Raw genomic sequence first — 14,565 nt, forward strand, 5'->3', positions numbered from 1 at the left:
AGAGATCGTCATGCAGGCCTATCTCAAGCTCGATCACATCGACAAATCCTTCAGCCGCGGCCAGACCACGACCGAGGTGCTGTCCGACATCAACCTGACGATCGGGCAGGGCGAATATGTCTCGATCATCGGCCATTCCGGCTGCGGCAAGTCGACCCTGCTCAACATCGTCGCCGGGCTGACGCCGGCGACGAGCGGCGGCGTCCTGCTGGAGAACCGCGAGGTGAATGCGCCGGGGCCGGACCGCGCCGTGGTCTTCCAGAACCACAGCCTGCTGCCCTGGCTCACGGTCTACGACAATGTCCGTCTCGGCGTCGACAAGGTGTTCGGCGCCGCCAAGAGCCGGGCCGAGCGCGATGCCTGGGTGATGCACAATCTCAATCTCGTGCAGATGGCCCATGCCAGGGACAAGCGGCCGGCGGAGATCTCCGGCGGCATGAAGCAGCGCGTCGGCATCGCCCGGGCGCTGGCCATGGAGCCGAAGGTGCTGCTGCTCGACGAGCCGTTCGGCGCGCTCGACGCCCTGACCCGCGCCCATCTTCAGGACTCGGTGATGGCGCTGCACCAGAAGCTCAACAACACCGTGCTGATGATCACCCACGACGTCGACGAGGCGGTGCTGCTGTCGGATCGCATCGTGATGATGACCAACGGTCCCGCTGCGCATATCGGCGAGGTGCTCGAGGTGCCGCTGACGCATCCGCGCAACCGGCTCGAGCTGGCGGGCAACCCGACCTACCTCAAGTGCCGGCAGCGGGTGCTCGAATTCCTTTATGAGCGCCATCGTTTCGTCGAGGCGGCCTGAGGCCGCAGCAGCGTCAAGGAAAAGGACTTGAGATGACCCCGCAGCAGATCGAACAGGTCCAGTCGAGCTTCGCCAAGGTGGCGCCGATCGCCGAACAGGCCGCGGTGATCTTCTACGATCGCCTGTTCGCGCAGGTCCCGGCGATCCGCGCGATGTTTCCGCAGGACATGCGCGAGCAGCACAAGAAGCTGATGGCGACGCTCGCCATCGTCGTCGGCGGTCTCGGCGATCTTCCGACCGTGCTGCCGGCGGCGAGCGCGCTCGCCAGGAGGCATGTCGGTTACGGCGTGACGCCGGAGCACTACCAGGTGGTCGGCGGCGCGCTGCTCTACACCCTGGAGCAGGGGCTCGGCAGCGACTGGACGGCCGAGCTCGCCGCCGCCTGGACCTCGGCCTACACGCTGTTGTCGAACTACATGATCACTGAAGCCTACGGCGCGCCGGCAACCGCCTGAATCAAGGATACGCGCGCCCGTGAGCGAACCTCTGGTCATTATCGGCAACGGCATGGCGGCGGCGCGGCTCGCCGACGAACTGGCGCGCCGCGCGCTCGGCCGCTATGCGATCGCCGTGATCGGCGACGAGCCGCGGCTCGCCTATAACCGCGTGCTGCTGTCATCGGTCCTCGCCGGCGAAATCGGCGCCGACGAGATCGAACTCAAGCCGGCTCGCTGGTGGCGCGACCACGGCGTGACGCTGAGCTACGGCCGCGCCGCCGCCACGGTCGATCTCGCGGCGCGCCACGTCACCCTGGTCGACGGCCGCGAGGTGCCGTTCTCAAAGCTGGTCTTCGCCACCGGCTCGCAGGCCCTGCGCCTTGCGGTGCCGGGCGCCGATCTTGCCGGCGTCCAGACGTTTCGCGACAGTCGCGACGTCGAGAGCCTGTTGCGGCTCGCCGCAGCCAAGCGCCGGGTCGTGGTGGTCGGCGGCGGCCTGCTCGGGCTCGAGGCCGCCTATGGCCTCGCCAAGGCCGGCGCCAGGGTGACACTGGTGCATCTGATGGATCGCCTGATGGAGCGCCAGCTCGATTCCCCGGCGGCGGCGCTGCTCCGGCGCCTCGTCGAGACGAAGGGCGTCGAGGTGCTGCTCGAGGCGTCGACCGCGCGCATCATCGGCGAGGACAAGGTCGAAGGCGTCGAGCTGGCGGACGGCCGGCGTCTCGCCGCCGACGCGGTGATCTTCGCCGCCGGCATCCGCCCCAACGTCGCGCTGGCGCGCGCCGCCGGCGTCGCGGTCGGCCGCGGCATCGTCGTCGGCGACGACCTGCGGACATCGGCGGACGGCGTCTACGCCATTGGCGAATGCGCCGAGCATCGCGCCACGTGTTATGGCCTCGTCGAACCGGCCTATGAGCAGGCGAGGGTGCTGGCCACCGTGCTCGGCGGCGGCGAAGCGCGCTACGCCGGCAGCGTGATCTCGACCAATCTGAAGGTCTCGGGCGTCGCGGTGTTCTCCGCCGGGGATTTCACCGGCGGCGATGCCAGCCACTCCATCGTGCTCCATGACGATCGCCTCGGCACCTACCGCAAGCTCGTGCTTGCCGGCGACCGGCTCGCCGGCGCGGTCCTGGTCGGCGATACCCGTGATGCGCTCTGGTACCTCGAGCTGATCCGCAGCGGCCGATCGGTAAGGGGCCTGCGCCACGATCTGATGTTCGGCGAGCCGGCGGACGCCATGAAAGCGGCGTGAACCGATGCCGCGGGCGAACGATTTTCAGGAAGATGCGGACTGCCCCATGGACGTGATGTCTGGCGCGCCAATGCCGAAGACGAAACTGCTGCCCGGGGTCCGTTGCGGAGCACGACGACCTCCGTCCGCTGCCGTGGACGCAAGATTTTCGCTTTTTTCGGCGCGCGCTTGCGCCCGCAGGCCGCGTCGCCAAGATAGCGCCCATGACCTCCCTGATCTTTCCACGTCCGGCGCCACCGGCCGAGCCCGAGACTGCTGCGGCCGGCCGCCTGCATCTGGTCGCCGTCTATGCCGCCTTCGCGCTGATCGCGCTCGTCAGCTTCGGGACGTTGCTGGCAAACGCCATCTGAGGCGTCCGCTGTGCGGCGGCGCTGGCGCCCGCCGTGAGCGGGCCGCGTCATGAACGCCCTCGATCCTCAGCTCAAGTCGACGCGCACCACCTGTCCTTATTGCGGCGTCGGGTGCGGCGTAGTGGCCACGCCGGACGGCCAGGGCGGTGCGATCATCGCCGGCGACCCCGACCATCCGGCCAATTTCGGCCGGCTGTGTTCGAAGGGGCTTGCGCTCGGCGAGACCCTGGGTCCTGGTGAACGCCTGCTGCGACCGATGCTGCGGCGGCCCGGCGGCCAGCTCGAAGCCGCGAGCTGGGACGAGGCGCTCGACCAGGTCGCCGGCCGGCTCCTGCGCATCGTCGCCCGGCACGGACCGCAATCCGTCGCCTTCTATCTGTCGGGCCAGCTCCTCACCGAGGACTACTACGTCGCCAACAAGCTGATGAAGGGCTTCATCGGCAGCGCCAATGTCGACACCAATTCGCGGCTGTGCATGTCGTCGTCGGTCGCCGGCCATCGCCGCGCCTTCGGCGCCGACACCGTGCCCGGCTGCTACGAGGATCTCGACGAGGCCGATCTGATCGTGCTGGTCGGCTCCAATGCCGCCTGGTGCCACCCGGTGCTGTTCCAGCGCATGCGAGCCAACCGCGAGCGCCGCGGCGCGCGGCTCATCGTGATCGATCCGCGCCGCACCGATACCGCGGAAGACGCCGATCTGTTCCTGCCGCTGGCGCCCGGCAGCGACAGCGCGCTGTTCTGCGGGCTGCTGGTCGATCTCGCCGACCACGGCGCCCTCGACGGCGAGTTCATCGCCGCCCACACCAGCGGCTTCGCCGAGGCGCTGGCGCAGGCGCGCAGCATCGCCGGCAGCGTCACCGCGACCGCTGCCGCCACCGGGCTTGCCGAGAGCGATGTCGCCGCCTTCTTCAAACTGTTTCGCGAGACGCCACGCGTCGTCACGGCGTTCTCGCAGGGCGTGAACCAGTCGGCCCAGGGCACCGACAAGGTCAATGCGATCATCAACTGTCACCTCGCCACCGGCCGCATCGGCAAGGTCGGGGCGTCGCCGTTCTCGCTGACCGGCCAGCCCAATGCCATGGGCGGCCGCGAGGTCGGCGGCCTCGCCAATCAGCTCGCCGCGCACATGTCGTTTTCGCCGGCCGAGATCGACCGGGTCCGGCGCTTCTGGCAGGCGCCGTGCATCGCCAGCCGTGAGGGCCGCAAGGCGGTCGACCTGTTCGACGCCGTGACGCGCGGCGAGGTCAAGGCGCTGTGGGTCATGGGTACCAATCCGGCGGTGTCGATGCCCGACGCCGATCGGGTGCGCGAGGGCCTGCGCCGGCTCGAATTGTTCGTGGTGTCCGACACCGTGCGCAGCACCGATACGATCGCGGCCGGGGTCCATGCGCTGCTGCCGGCGGCGGCCTGGGGCGAGAAGTCGGGAACGGTGACCAATTCCGAACGCCGCATTTCGCGTCAACGCAGCTTCCTGCCGGCGCCCGGCGAGGCGCGAGCGGACTGGTGGATCGTCGTGGAAGTGGCGCGCCGCCTCGGCTTCGGCGCCGCGTTCGATTTTCGCTCGGCGGCGGATATCTTCCGCGAGCATGCTGGCCTCTCGGCCTTCGAGAACGGCGGCAGCCGGGACTTCGACATCGGCGGCCTCGCCAGGATCAGCGACGCGGCCTATGACCGGCTGCGCCCGGTGTGCTGGCCGCTGCCCGCCGGCGCAGAGGCGGGACCGGCCCGGCTGTTCGCCGGCGGCGGCTTCTTTACGGCGGATCGCCGCGCCCGCTTCGTCGCGCCGCGGCCGCCGCGGCTGCATGACGAGACCGGTGCCGCGCGGCCGCTGCGCCTCAATACCGGCCGTATCCGCGACCAGTGGCACACCATGACCCGGACCGGGCTGGGCCCGCGCCTCGGCCAGCACCGGCCCGAGCCGTTCGTCGAGATCCATCCCGACGATGCCGCGGCGGCCGGCATCGTCGACGGCGGCTTTGCGACGATCGAGACCGATCACGGCGCCTGCGTCCTCAGGGCCGTCGTCACCGAGCGCCAGCAGAAGGGATTACTGTTCGCGCCGATTCACTGGAGCGGCGAGACGGCGGCGACGGCGCGGGTCGGCGCGCTGGTGGCGCCGAACACCGATCCGTTCTCCGGCCAGCCCGAATCCAAGGCGACGCCGGCGAGCGTCAAGGCGGCAGCCTTTGCCCAGCGCGGCTTCGTGGTGGCGCGCGCGCCGCTGGCACTGCCCGGCGAGGTGTGGTGGGCCCGCGTCGCCCTCGACGGCGGCTTCGGCTATCTGCTCGCGGACGATCGCCCGGTTGAGACCTGGCGTGCCTGGTTTCGCAGCGCCGTGGCGGACGCCGACATTGCCGAATATCTCGATGCCGCGGCCGGTGTCTATCGTGCGGCGGCGTTTTGCGGCGACGCGCTGCAGCTGTGCCTGTTCACCGGGCCGGCGACGGCAGCGGTCGGCTGGGATGCCGTCTGCGGGTTGCTTGCCGCCGGGCCGATTGGCGCCGATGCGCGCCGGGATGTTCTGTCCGGGCGGCGGCGCGATGGTGCTGACAACGGCGGTGCGATCGTCTGTGCCTGCTTCGCCGTCGGCCGCAACACCATCTGCGCCAGTATCAGGGCAGGGGCCCGCAGCGCCGCTGCGCTCGGCGCGCAGCTGCGCGCCGGCACCAATTGCGGCTCCTGCGTGCCGGAATTGAATCGGCTGATCGCGGCGACCGAGGCCGAGAGCGTGGCGCACCCGGGGTGAACTCCCGACGTCGAGGTGACCGTCGCAGCCGGCCGTCTTCCTCACGCCCCTGCGAAAGGAGCCACCGCAATCCCCGCACTGGCGAGGGCGGCGCGGATGGTTTTGGCGATGTCGACCGCCCCCGGCGTGTCGCCATGGATGCAGACGGTGTCGATCGGCACCTTGATGATCTTGCCGGAGGCGGCGGTGATGGCGCGATCCTGCACCATGCGCACCACCCGGGCAGCGATGGCGTCGGCATCATGCAGCACCGCGCCCGGCTTCTTGCGCGACATCAGCGAGGCGTCGTCCTCATAGGCGCGGTCGGCGAAGACCTCGCTGACCATGGTCAGCCCGGCGGCTTCACCGGCGCGGGCCAGCGCCGAATTCGGCAGCACGACGAAGACGAGGCTGCGGTCGACCGCCTTGATCGCCGCGGCAATCGCCCGCGCCGTCATGTCGTCGGCGCAGCCGACATTGGACAGGGCGCCGTGGGCCTTCACATGGGTGACGCGGTGACCGGCCAGCGCCGCGACCGCCTGCAGCGCGCCGATCTGATAGGCGACGAGGTTTTCGATTTCCGCGGCGCTCAGCCCCGGGATCGGGCGGCGGCCGAAGCCGTGGAGGTCGCGATAGCCGGGATGGGCGCCGATGCTGACGCCGTTTGCCTTCGCCAGTTCGACGGTGCGGCGCATGATGTCGGGATCGCCGGCATGGAAGCCGCAGGCCACATTGGCGGAGGTGGCAAGCGTCAGCATGGCTTCGTCATTGCCCATCGGCCAGGCGCCGAACCCTTCGCCGAGATCGCAATTGAGGTCGATGGTCGTCATGGTTCATCCCTGTCGGTAAGCTCTTGATCCGCGTGATCCGCGGCGGCCTGCCAGGTCGCCGGCTCGACGGCGTTGACGGCATTGCCCGCGACATTGGCGCTCTGGAGGGCGGCAAGATCGAGGCCGCTCTCGGCGTTGCGGATGCGCGACGACAGCGATGCCAGCTGCGCGGCATGCCGCCGGGCCGCGGCCTGGGCCTCCGCGATGCCGACGGCGCGGAATCGCAGTGTGCCGCCGACGCGGATCTGGGCGAGGCGGCCGAGATCGGCGCTGATCACGGTCGCGATCTTCGGATAGCCGCCGGTGGTGCCGCGGTCGGGCATCAGCACGATGGGGTGGCCGGAGCCCGGGACCTGGATGCTGCCGGTGACGGTGCCGTCGGAGACGATGTTGTGGCCGTCGCGATGGACGAGCCGCGGGCCATCGAGCCGATAGCCCATGCGATCGCTGGCGGCCGAGACGGTCCACGTGCTGTCGAACAGAACGGCCGTCGTCGCGGCATCGAACTCGTCGTCCTGCGGGCCGAGCACGACACGGATCGCGGCGTGAGGCTCGGCGTCATCGAGGTCGAGCCGGACTTCACAGCTCAGCGGCCGCGGTGCCTGCACCGCGATGCTGTCGCCCGCCGCCAGCGGCCGCGGATAGGGGCTGCCGAGCCCGGCGCGGCTGTTGACCGCGAGGCTGCCGAACACCGGCTCGCCGCTGATGCCGCCTTCGATGGCGAGATAGCTGAACACGCCCTCGCGCGCCGGACCGATGCGCAGCCGCTCGCCGTCCGCGAGCACGAGGCTGTGGTTGACCGGCACCGTCTCGCCGTTGCGGGTGATGGCCCGCACCGCGCCGGCGATGGCGACGCGCACGGCGCCGTGGCGCGCGGCGAATTCGGCGCCGAAGGGGCCGACCTCGATCGCGGCTGCGTCCAGTTCGTTGCCGACCAGGACATTCGCCGCGGCGAGCGCGCCGCGATCCATGGCGCCGCTCGGCGGCAGGCCGAAACGCTGGACGCCGAAGCGGCCGCGGTCCTGGACCGTGGTGACCGGGTCGGCGACGATGACTTCGAGGCGGTTCATGGCGCGACCAGTTCGGCGACGATCTCGCCCAGCGCGGCGGCCCGGTCGAGCTCGGCGAATTCGGCCGGCTCGATGGCGCGGAAACTGACGGCATCGCCCGGCGCGATCAGGAAGACCGGATCGCGATGGGGATGGAAGGTCCGGACCGGGGTGCGGCCGAGCAGATGCCAGCCGCTCGGGCCGGCAAGGCACTGGATCGCCGCCTGCTGGCCGCCAATATGGATGGTGCCGGCGGGAGTCTCGATCCGCGGGCTGGCGCGTCGCGGCGTGGCGAGCGCCGGATCGAGGCCGCTGAGGTAGGCAAAGCCCGGCGTGAAGCCGACCATGGCGACGAAATAGTCGCCCGCGGTGTGGCGCGCGATCACCGCGTCGGGCGTCAGGCCGCGGGCCCTGGCGACATCCTCGAGGTCGATGCCGAATTCGCCGCCATAGGCGACCGGAACCCGCCAGCGGCGGGTGGTGGCGATCGGCGCCAGCGGCTGCCGCGCCAGGGCCAGCAGGCGCTCGCCGAGCGCGGCGAAGTCGATCTGCAGCGGGTCGTAATGCACCAGCAGCGAGCGGTAGGTCGGCACGGTCTCGCAGATGCCGGCGATGGCGGCGGCCGCGACCGCCCGATCAAAGGCCAGCACCGTGCGGTTGACCGCCTCGTCGATGCTGCGGCCGAACTCGACGGTGAGCGCGGTGTCGCCATTGGGCAGGATGCGGGGGGGGGAGGTCATGGCCAAGCGTTTTCGGAACCGTGGTGTGCGTTGTCGGCGACCCGGTGCGAATTGGCAAGCCGGGCGTTTTCGGGCATGAGAGGCAAGCGAGCCGGACTAGGACTCGCCAGCCTTTATCCCAGGACAGTTTGTCCCCAGGAGTTCGTCCCGCAATGCCGCTGACCGCCGAAGCCATCGAGATCCTCAAGACCATCACCACCGCCACCATCACCACGGTGCTGCTGAAAAAGGGGCTGCGGAATGTGTGGATGCGCGGCACCAAGCCGCTGCGGCCCGGTCAGCCCCGTCTCGTCGGGCCGGCCTTCACCCTGCGTTTCGTGCCGGCGCGCGAGGATCTGGCGACGCCGGAATCCTGGGCCAAGCCGATTTCGACCCGCTCCGCCATCGAGGCCATGCCGCCGGGCTGCATCGCCGTGGTCGATGCCATGGGCATCACCGATGCCGGCATCTTCGGCGACATTCTCTGCATGCGCATGGCCAAGCGCGGCATCGCCGCGCTGGTGACCGACGGCGTCGTCCGTGACCTCGAGGGCGTGCTCGGCACCGGGCTGCCGGTGTGGTGCAACGGCGCCGCGGCGCCGCCATCGGTCGCCGGCCTGACCTTCGTCAACTGGGGCGAGCCGATCGGTTGCGGCGGTGTCGCCGTGTTCCCCGACGACGTCATCGTCGCCGACCAGGATGGCGCCGTGCTGATTCCGCGGGACAAGCTCGAGACCGTGCTGGCCGAGGGACCCGAGCAGGAGCGCATGGAAGCCTGGATCGTCGACGAGGTGGAGAAGGGCGCCGTGCTGCCCGGCCTCTATCCGATGAATGCCGAAACCAAGGCGCGCTACGAAGCCTCGAAGAAGAAGTAGGGCGAGGCCGGGCGGCCTCGGCCTTTCGGAAGCATCGCACAGGAGCAGCGTCCATGGACATCATCGCCGCCGGCACGCGACCGACCAACCGCGCCTCCAAGGACTATTTCACCGGCACCGTCTGGCAGGACCCGGTGGTGGCGGCGCCGGCGCCGGCGCGCCTCGTCGCCGCCCGCGTTGCCTTCGAGCCCGGGGCGCGCACCGCCTGGCATACCCATCCGCTCGGCCAGACCCTCTACGTGCTGTCCGGCATCGGGCTGGTGCAGACCAAGGGCGGTCCGATCCAAGAGATCCGCCCCGGCGACACGGTGTGGATTCCGCCGGGAGAGAAGCACTGGCACGGCGCCTGCCCGAAGAACGGCATGGTGCACCTCGCCATGCAGGAATCCCTCGACGGCACCCATGTCACCTGGATGGAGCATGTCACCGACGAGGAATACGGCGCGTCGGTGAGCCGCTGACCCGAGCGGCTGACAGGGCCCCGGCGTCACAAGCGCGGTGAGGCGCTTAATTTTCGTGACGGGCCGCGACCTGCGAATTGTCTCAATTCCGAGGGGTTTCGCAGCGACGCCGTTGACGGTTGGTCGGCATCATTCGCTGCGCACCCAGGGAGAGATTTGCGGCCGGACGACGCGAGATGACCCAGCAGCGCAGATTTGAACGGATCCGGCCGGCCGGTTTGATGGCGCGGACGGCGAGGATCATCACCGGTGGCCGCGATCCGGTGATCGATTGCACCGTGATCGACTACAGCGCCGGCGGCGCCTGCCTCGACCTCGACCTTAGTCTCGCCGCGCGGCTGCCGCAGCGCTTCGATCTGCACCATGGCGCCAGCCGCAAGAAATGCCGCGTCGTCTGGACCCGCGGCCGGCTGACGCTCGTTTGAAGAACTCGCTGCAATACTGATACGAGCGTCAGATCCACCGCACTAGCTAGGCGCGCTGCGGTTCGCTGCGACGGGCGTCAGCGAGCGTTCGTCGAAGGCGAGCCGCAGCACGTGATCGCGGATGTCCGCCGGCCAGCCCGCCATGTGCTGCTCCATCCGGGGACGATCGTCGGCGAACAAGGCGCGTGACGCCTCCTCGAAGCCGGCGATGTCGCCGGCCATGGCCGACATGAAGCGATAGGCTGTCTCCTGCGCGGTGCGCCGCTTCAGGCTGCCGCTGCCGGTGCGCCGGGCCTCGTCGACCAGCCGTCGCAACGCCGCCGAGGCGCCGCCGGGCTGGCCGGCCAACCAGTCCCAATGGCGGGGAAGCAGGGTCACCTCGCGAGCGACCACGCCGAGCTTCGGACGCCCCTTGCCGCGCGGCCCCTCCGGGGGGTCCGCCTCCGCCTGGGCTTTCGGATTTCGTGACGGCGTTGCTGGCCGCGCTGCGCGGCCCGACAGGCGCGTGACGACATCGGCCTTGGCGCCGCGCAGATCGAAATCGAGCACCTGTCCGGTGGCGTCGTCGAACACCAGCAGCGGCGCGCTGGCGCCGCGGTCGGTGGCCTCCTTCACCGCGAGGACGACCTCGATCAGCGGGCCTGACGACAGCCGTCGCGCCCCCTCGAAGGCGGTGCACGGCTTGGCGAGATCATCGGACACGGCGGCTCCCCGGATTTTGTCTATTTTATCGTGATAAAAATTGCTTACGTCAATATCACCCGGGTGTAATATTCGAAGGCCGATGCGCGGCTTTCCAGGGGAAATGATATGCGAGCCGAAGACCGGAAGGCGGCCGTTGCCGCCTACAAGAAGCGCAAGACCATCGCCGGCGTCTATCAGGTCCGCTGCGCTGTTTCGGGCGAAGCCTGGATCGGCCATTGCGCCGACGTCAGCACCATCCAGAACAGGATCTGGTTCACGCTGCGGCTCGGCAGCTGTCCGGACAACAGCCTGCAGCAGGCGTGGACCAGCCATGGCGCGGAGGCGTTTTCACTCGAGATCCTCGAGCGTGTCGAGGAGGACGACGCCTATATCCGCCATGCCCGCCTCAAGGAGCGGGCCGAGCATTGGCGCGATCGACACCAGGCACAGCCGATCTGAGTGCTCCGGTGCTGCGCATCGTCGGGGATGGCGAGTGATCGGCCGCCGTCCTTCCTTGTCTAGTGTCCCGTTTCCAACGTTCGTATTCCTTTGCGGCAGGCGCTTCTACGAACGTTGGAAACAAAGGGACACTAGCATCATTATAATTCTAGTGCGGTTCTGGATCTGACGCTCGTTTGGAGCTATCGCCGAAAGTTGGTGACGGCAGGAATCGGAAAGGCGGCATATCGTGGGGGTGCTTGACGCCTCCACTTCTCCACCGAAGGAGCGATATGCCGTGTCCAAAGATAACATTATCAAGCTGATTCAGCCAGGAAACGTCGACGACCAACTCACTGAAATCTTGCGCAACGGGGCGCGTGCCCTGTTGGCCCAGGCGGTCGAGGCCGAAGTCGCGGACTTTGTCGGCAAGCATGCCGATTTGAAGACCGGGGACGGCCGCCAGCGCGTGGTCCGCCACGGTCACCTGCCGGAGCGAGAGGTAATGACCGGTATAGGTCCGGTCGCCGTCCGCCAGCCGCGTGTGCGCGATCGCGAGGCGGCCGCCGCCGATCCCGATCGCATCCGGTTCTCGCCGTCGATCCTGCCGCCCTATATGCGCCGGTCGAAGTCGATCGAAACGCTGCTGCCGATCCTTTACCTGAAGGGGATTTCGACCGGCGACTTCTCCGAGGCGCTGGCGGCGCTGCTCGGCAAGGACGCGGCCGGGTTGTCGGCATCCGCCATCGGCCGTCTGAAGGACGGCTGGCTCGACGAGCACGCCGCGTGGCAGAAGCGCGATCTGTCGGCGAAACGCTACGTCTACATCTGGGCCGATGGCATCCATCTCCAGGCGCGCCTCGAAGACGAAAAGCAGTGCATCCTGGTGCTGATCGGGGCGACGCCGGAGGGCCGCAAGGAACTGGTCGGCTTCACCGATGGCGCCCGCGAGAGCGCGCAGGACTGGCGCGATCTGCTGCTCGACCTCAAGCGGCGCGGGCTCGAGGTGTCGCCGCGGCTCGTCATCGCCGATGGCGCGCTCGGGTTCTGGAAAGCCGCCGGTGAGGTCTGGCCGAAAACACGCGAGCAGCGCTGCTGGGTGCACAAGACCGCCAACGTGCTCGCCAAGCTGCCGAAGAGCCAGCAGCCGAAGGCCAAGCGCGCATTGCAGGAGATCTGGATGGCTGAAACCAGGGCCGCCGCCGAGCTGGCGTTCGACGCCTTCATCGAGAGCTATACGCCCAAATACGAGAAAGCGGCCGACTGCCTGAGCAAGGATCGGGACGCGCTACTGGCGTTCTACGACTTCCCGGCCGAACATTGGAAACACCTGCGGACGACCAATCCCATTGAAAGCACCTTCGCGACCGTGCGCCACCGCACGATCCGGTCGAAGGGTTGCCTGTCGAACAGGACCGCGCTCGCGATGGTCTTCAAATTGCTCGAAGGCGCACAAAAAAGCTGGCGTCGCCTCGATGGCCACAACCAGTTGCCAAAACTCGTTCTCGGTGTGACATTCAACGACGGGATCGAGGTCATCGCCAAGCCGACCGACCGTCAGCCCGTAACCGCCGCCGCCTAACCGGTCCGGCCGTCACCAAAATTTGGCGATAGCTCTCGTTTGAAGAATTCGCTGCAATGCTGAAACGAGCGTCAGATCCACCGCACTAGTGTCCTGTCTCCGAATTACCGCTCCATTTGCCTCATGCTCGCACGGTAATTCGGAGACGGGACACTAGGGCGCATACCCTGCGAGAGATTAATGCGCCAAATTTCTCAATCCCCTCACTGCCAGTCTGGCTATCTTTGGTGGCCAGTTGCGCAGCTTGTTTTGCTGACTGCGCTGCATGTCCTCGATAAGGACAGGAATCCCTCTCACAAGACGAGCCGCCGCTTCTGGTATTCCTGACTGGACCGTCGGGCTGTCGATCAAGCCCTGATATGCAGCCTGTCCGTCATCGTTGATCGACGTTCTAAAGCGCTCGAACTCGGCGCTGAATTGATGCGCAAGTCGGGTATGCGATGTCCTGTTCCAATTGGTCGGATGGTGCTCGTGGATAAGAATGGGACAGTCGAATTTCTTTATCGTCGCGCCAGCCTCCTGGAAGGCGTACGGAAGCCAAAAGTCCCACCACGGCTCGCCTATTCTGAATGCGTCATTTGTCTTCAGCTTCCTGATGAACGACGTATCAAAAATCATCGCATCAAAGCCGTAAGGTCGATGGGGAACAGGCGTCCCGTTGCTGTCGACGTCAATGCGTTCCGCAAGGATGATCGATGAGGCAGCGTCTCTTCTAAGAGATTCGGAATCGAGCCGGGTTATGAACTTGCAGTCAGCATTGATCACTCCGGCGAATGGAGCTCCGCTTTTCTCAATTGCTTGTAGAATAGTTGAGAGAGGCAGCTTCTTCTCGCTGCCGTTCACGGCGATCACCTGGACGCCAGCTATCTTCTGAGTCTCCTCGGCGCAATTGACGCTGACGAAGCTGAACCCAGATGATTTCCAGTTCTCAATTACAGGCCCGTAATTCGAGTGTGGCGGGATAGATGTGAAGAGCGGAAAGTCCATTCGTGGACTCGCTTGAAATTGCAATGGGAGCGGGACCCTAGTCGGGTGAAGTAAAAAAGTCCAGAATTGCAGGTCTTCAACGACCATGTATCCGATTGTCGCGCTGGCCGTCGCGACCGGCGCGCGGCGCAATGAAATCCTGGCGCCGCGTTGGACCGATCTCGATGTCGACAACAGCACCCTGCGAATTGGGAGGGCGTGGGAGCCAACGAAGAAATCTGGCTTCCGCCTCAAAATGCCTGAGATCGAACGCGGCATTCGGACAATCTCAACCGACCAAGGCACGATCGCGGTGCGGCTCGAATGGAAGGGCCGATTGCAGCGGATCGCCGCCGGCATCCCGAATGGTGTCGCCGTCGACCCATCCATGATCAAGCTGCCGCAAGATGCGTCGCTCTTCCCAGGCACATTGGCGCCGGGGACCAGCTTCGATTTTGCCAAGCCCATGACGCCGGTCAACGTCACCAAGGAATTCGCCCGGCGGCGCTGCTTGCCAAGCAGCACGGCTTTCCCCAGCGACGGTTACACGAACTGAGGGCCGTTCACACGACCGCGCTGCTCGATGCCGGCATACCGGTGCACATGGTAGCGCGGCGGGTCGGCGACGATCCGGCAGTGCTGCTGCGCTCCTATACCCGGCGCACCCGGACGAAGGCGGCCGACGACAGGATGTCCGAGGTGATCAACGCGCCGGCGGCCGGCTTCATCGGCGGTTGAAAAGCAGGTTGGCCCCCAATTGGCCCCAAGACCGCTCTTGTTCGCAGCCTGTTCTTGACGCTTTCCCTTCTAGCTGCTTGATACGGCTACAGTTGGAAGGGTGGCCGAGTGGTTTAAGGCACCGGTCTTGAAAACCGGCGTGCCCGCAAGGGTACCGTGGGTTCGAATCCCACCCCTTCCGCCAATCCTGAACAGAACTGCGAACGCCGCCTGCCGCCGATTTTGCGCC

17 protein-coding genes and 1 tRNA gene are annotated in these 14,565 nt (G+C 67.4%); 13 read left to right on the forward strand and 5 right to left on the reverse strand.

Features of this window, described 5'->3' with window-relative positions; all coding sequences use genetic code 11:
- Window positions 1-10 precede the first annotated feature (10 nt).
- The 5 genes from DB459_RS21755 to DB459_RS21775 all read left to right on the forward strand — a co-directional run bounded on the left by DB459_RS21755 (window position 11) and on the right by DB459_RS21775 (window position 5,590).
- Window positions 11-805: an ABC transporter ATP-binding protein gene (locus DB459_RS21755; protein ID WP_253707698.1), complete on the forward strand. Its 795-nt coding sequence runs from the start codon at window positions 11-13 to the stop codon at window positions 803-805.
- A 32-nt stretch (window positions 806-837) separates the two neighbouring features.
- Complete coding sequence (locus tag DB459_RS21760) at window positions 838-1,260, forward strand: globin family protein (protein ID WP_253707700.1); 423 nt, start codon at window positions 838-840, stop codon at window positions 1,258-1,260.
- Between the two features lie 19 nt (window positions 1,261-1,279).
- Window positions 1,280-2,494, forward strand: a complete 1,215-nt coding sequence (locus tag DB459_RS21765; protein WP_253707702.1) for an NAD(P)/FAD-dependent oxidoreductase — start codon at window positions 1,280-1,282, stop codon at window positions 2,492-2,494.
- A 203-nt stretch (window positions 2,495-2,697) separates the two neighbouring features.
- On the forward strand, window positions 2,698-2,844 hold the full coding sequence (locus DB459_RS21770) for a hypothetical protein (protein WP_253707704.1): 147 nt from the start codon (window positions 2,698-2,700) through the stop codon (window positions 2,842-2,844).
- A gap of 49 nt (window positions 2,845-2,893) precedes the next feature.
- On the forward strand, window positions 2,894-5,590 hold the full coding sequence (locus tag DB459_RS21775) for a nitrate reductase (protein ID WP_253707706.1): 2,697 nt from the start codon (window positions 2,894-2,896) through the stop codon (window positions 5,588-5,590).
- A gap of 41 nt (window positions 5,591-5,631) precedes the next feature.
- Here DB459_RS21775 and DB459_RS21780 read toward each other — a convergent pair whose 3' ends face one another.
- The 3 genes from DB459_RS21780 to pxpB are packed head-to-tail and all read right to left on the reverse strand — an operon-like array spanning window position 5,632 to window position 8,188.
- Window positions 5,632-6,399, reverse strand: coding sequence for a LamB/YcsF family protein (locus DB459_RS21780; protein WP_253707708.1), 768 nt, complete (start codon window positions 6,397-6,399; stop codon window positions 5,632-5,634).
- Window positions 6,396-7,469, reverse strand: a complete 1,074-nt coding sequence (locus tag DB459_RS21785) for a biotin-dependent carboxyltransferase family protein (protein ID WP_253707710.1) — start codon at window positions 7,467-7,469, stop codon at window positions 6,396-6,398. Before DB459_RS21785 ends, DB459_RS21780 begins: the two co-directional genes overlap by 4 nt.
- The gene (pxpB, locus tag DB459_RS21790) at window positions 7,466-8,188 is read right to left on the reverse strand and encodes a 5-oxoprolinase subunit PxpB (protein WP_253707712.1); all 723 of its coding nucleotides are present in this window, start codon (window positions 8,186-8,188) and stop codon (window positions 7,466-7,468) included. The genes DB459_RS21785 and pxpB overlap by 4 nt, the downstream gene beginning before the upstream one ends.
- A gap of 152 nt (window positions 8,189-8,340) precedes the next feature.
- Between pxpB and DB459_RS21795 the strand changes: the two genes are divergently transcribed.
- The 3 genes from DB459_RS21795 (at window position 8,341) to DB459_RS21805 (ending at window position 9,928) form a co-directional block, all read left to right on the forward strand.
- The gene (locus tag DB459_RS21795) at window positions 8,341-9,042 is read left to right on the forward strand and encodes a ribonuclease activity regulator RraA (RefSeq protein WP_253707714.1); all 702 of its coding nucleotides are present in this window, start codon (window positions 8,341-8,343) and stop codon (window positions 9,040-9,042) included.
- Between the two features lie 53 nt (window positions 9,043-9,095).
- Window positions 9,096-9,503, forward strand: coding sequence for a cupin domain-containing protein (locus tag DB459_RS21800; RefSeq protein WP_253707716.1), 408 nt, complete (start codon window positions 9,096-9,098; stop codon window positions 9,501-9,503).
- A 176-nt stretch (window positions 9,504-9,679) separates the two neighbouring features.
- Entirely contained in the window at window positions 9,680-9,928 is a 249-nt protein-coding gene (locus DB459_RS21805) for a PilZ domain-containing protein (RefSeq protein WP_253707718.1), read from the forward strand.
- 42 nt (window positions 9,929-9,970) lie between these two features.
- On the opposite strand, the gene DB459_RS21810 is transcribed toward DB459_RS21805, so the two are convergent.
- Window positions 9,971-10,630, reverse strand: coding sequence for a DUF2239 family protein (locus DB459_RS21810; protein WP_253707720.1), 660 nt, complete (start codon window positions 10,628-10,630; stop codon window positions 9,971-9,973).
- 108 nt (window positions 10,631-10,738) lie between these two features.
- Here DB459_RS21810 and DB459_RS21815 point away from each other — a divergent pair, with 108 nt between their 5' ends.
- Complete coding sequence (locus DB459_RS21815; protein WP_253707722.1) at window positions 10,739-11,071, forward strand: GIY-YIG nuclease family protein; 333 nt, start codon at window positions 10,739-10,741, stop codon at window positions 11,069-11,071.
- A 277-nt stretch (window positions 11,072-11,348) separates the two neighbouring features.
- On the forward strand, window positions 11,349-12,632 hold the full coding sequence (locus DB459_RS21820) for an IS256 family transposase (RefSeq protein WP_253707724.1): 1,284 nt from the start codon (window positions 11,349-11,351) through the stop codon (window positions 12,630-12,632).
- A gap of 177 nt (window positions 12,633-12,809) precedes the next feature.
- Here the strand turns inward: DB459_RS21820 and DB459_RS21825 are convergent, their stop codons facing one another.
- On the reverse strand, window positions 12,810-13,619 hold the full coding sequence (locus DB459_RS21825) for a hypothetical protein (protein ID WP_253707726.1): 810 nt from the start codon (window positions 13,617-13,619) through the stop codon (window positions 12,810-12,812).
- An 85-nt stretch (window positions 13,620-13,704) separates the two neighbouring features.
- Here DB459_RS21825 and DB459_RS21830 point away from each other — a divergent pair, with 85 nt between their 5' ends.
- The 3 genes from DB459_RS21830 (at window position 13,705) to DB459_RS21835 (ending at window position 14,520) form a co-directional block, all read left to right on the forward strand.
- Window positions 13,705-14,154, forward strand: coding sequence for a hypothetical protein (locus DB459_RS21830; RefSeq protein ID WP_253707728.1), 450 nt, complete (start codon window positions 13,705-13,707; stop codon window positions 14,152-14,154).
- Window positions 14,155-14,201: 47 nt separating this feature from the next.
- On the forward strand, window positions 14,202-14,336 hold the full coding sequence (locus tag DB459_RS27405; RefSeq protein WP_256519218.1) for a hypothetical protein: 135 nt from the start codon (window positions 14,202-14,204) through the stop codon (window positions 14,334-14,336).
- A 94-nt stretch (window positions 14,337-14,430) separates the two neighbouring features.
- Window positions 14,431-14,520 (forward strand) — tRNA-Ser (locus tag DB459_RS21835).
- Window positions 14,521-14,565 lie beyond the last annotated feature (45 nt).

Source organism: Bradyrhizobium sp. WD16 (assembly GCF_024181725.1).
Lineage (GTDB): Bacteria > Pseudomonadota > Alphaproteobacteria > Rhizobiales > Xanthobacteraceae > Bradyrhizobium_A.

What these genes read in the sequence shown, in the direction of transcription:
- DB459_RS21755 (WP_253707698.1), top strand. Translation starts at nt 11, where the DNA reads ATGCAGGCCTATCTCAAGCTCGATCACATCGACAAATCCTTCAGCCGC.
- DB459_RS21760 (WP_253707700.1), top strand. Translation starts at nt 838, where the DNA reads ATGACCCCGCAGCAGATCGAACAGGTCCAGTCGAGCTTCGCCAAGGTG.
- DB459_RS21770 (WP_253707704.1), top strand. Translation starts at nt 2,698, where the DNA reads ATGACCTCCCTGATCTTTCCACGTCCGGCGCCACCGGCCGAGCCCGAG.
- DB459_RS21775 (WP_253707706.1), top strand. Translation starts at nt 2,894, where the DNA reads ATGAACGCCCTCGATCCTCAGCTCAAGTCGACGCGCACCACCTGTCCT.
- DB459_RS21780 (WP_253707708.1), bottom strand. Translation starts at nt 6,399, where the DNA reads ATGACGACCATCGACCTCAATTGCGATCTCGGCGAAGGGTTCGGCGCC.
- DB459_RS21785 (WP_253707710.1), bottom strand. Translation starts at nt 7,469, where the DNA reads ATGAACCGCCTCGAAGTCATCGTCGCCGACCCGGTCACCACGGTCCAG.
- pxpB (WP_253707712.1), bottom strand. Translation starts at nt 8,188, where the DNA reads ATGACCTCCCCCCCCCGCATCCTGCCCAATGGCGACACCGCGCTCACC.
- DB459_RS21795 (WP_253707714.1), top strand. Translation starts at nt 8,341, where the DNA reads ATGCCGCTGACCGCCGAAGCCATCGAGATCCTCAAGACCATCACCACC.
- DB459_RS21800 (WP_253707716.1), top strand. Translation starts at nt 9,096, where the DNA reads ATGGACATCATCGCCGCCGGCACGCGACCGACCAACCGCGCCTCCAAG.
- DB459_RS21805 (WP_253707718.1), top strand. Translation starts at nt 9,680, where the DNA reads ATGACCCAGCAGCGCAGATTTGAACGGATCCGGCCGGCCGGTTTGATG.
- DB459_RS21815 (WP_253707722.1), top strand. Translation starts at nt 10,739, where the DNA reads ATGCGAGCCGAAGACCGGAAGGCGGCCGTTGCCGCCTACAAGAAGCGC.
- DB459_RS21825 (WP_253707726.1), bottom strand. Translation starts at nt 13,619, where the DNA reads ATGGACTTTCCGCTCTTCACATCTATCCCGCCACACTCGAATTACGGG.
- DB459_RS21830 (WP_253707728.1), top strand. Translation starts at nt 13,705, where the DNA reads ATGTATCCGATTGTCGCGCTGGCCGTCGCGACCGGCGCGCGGCGCAAT.
- DB459_RS27405 (WP_256519218.1), top strand. Translation starts at nt 14,202, where the DNA reads ATGGTAGCGCGGCGGGTCGGCGACGATCCGGCAGTGCTGCTGCGCTCC.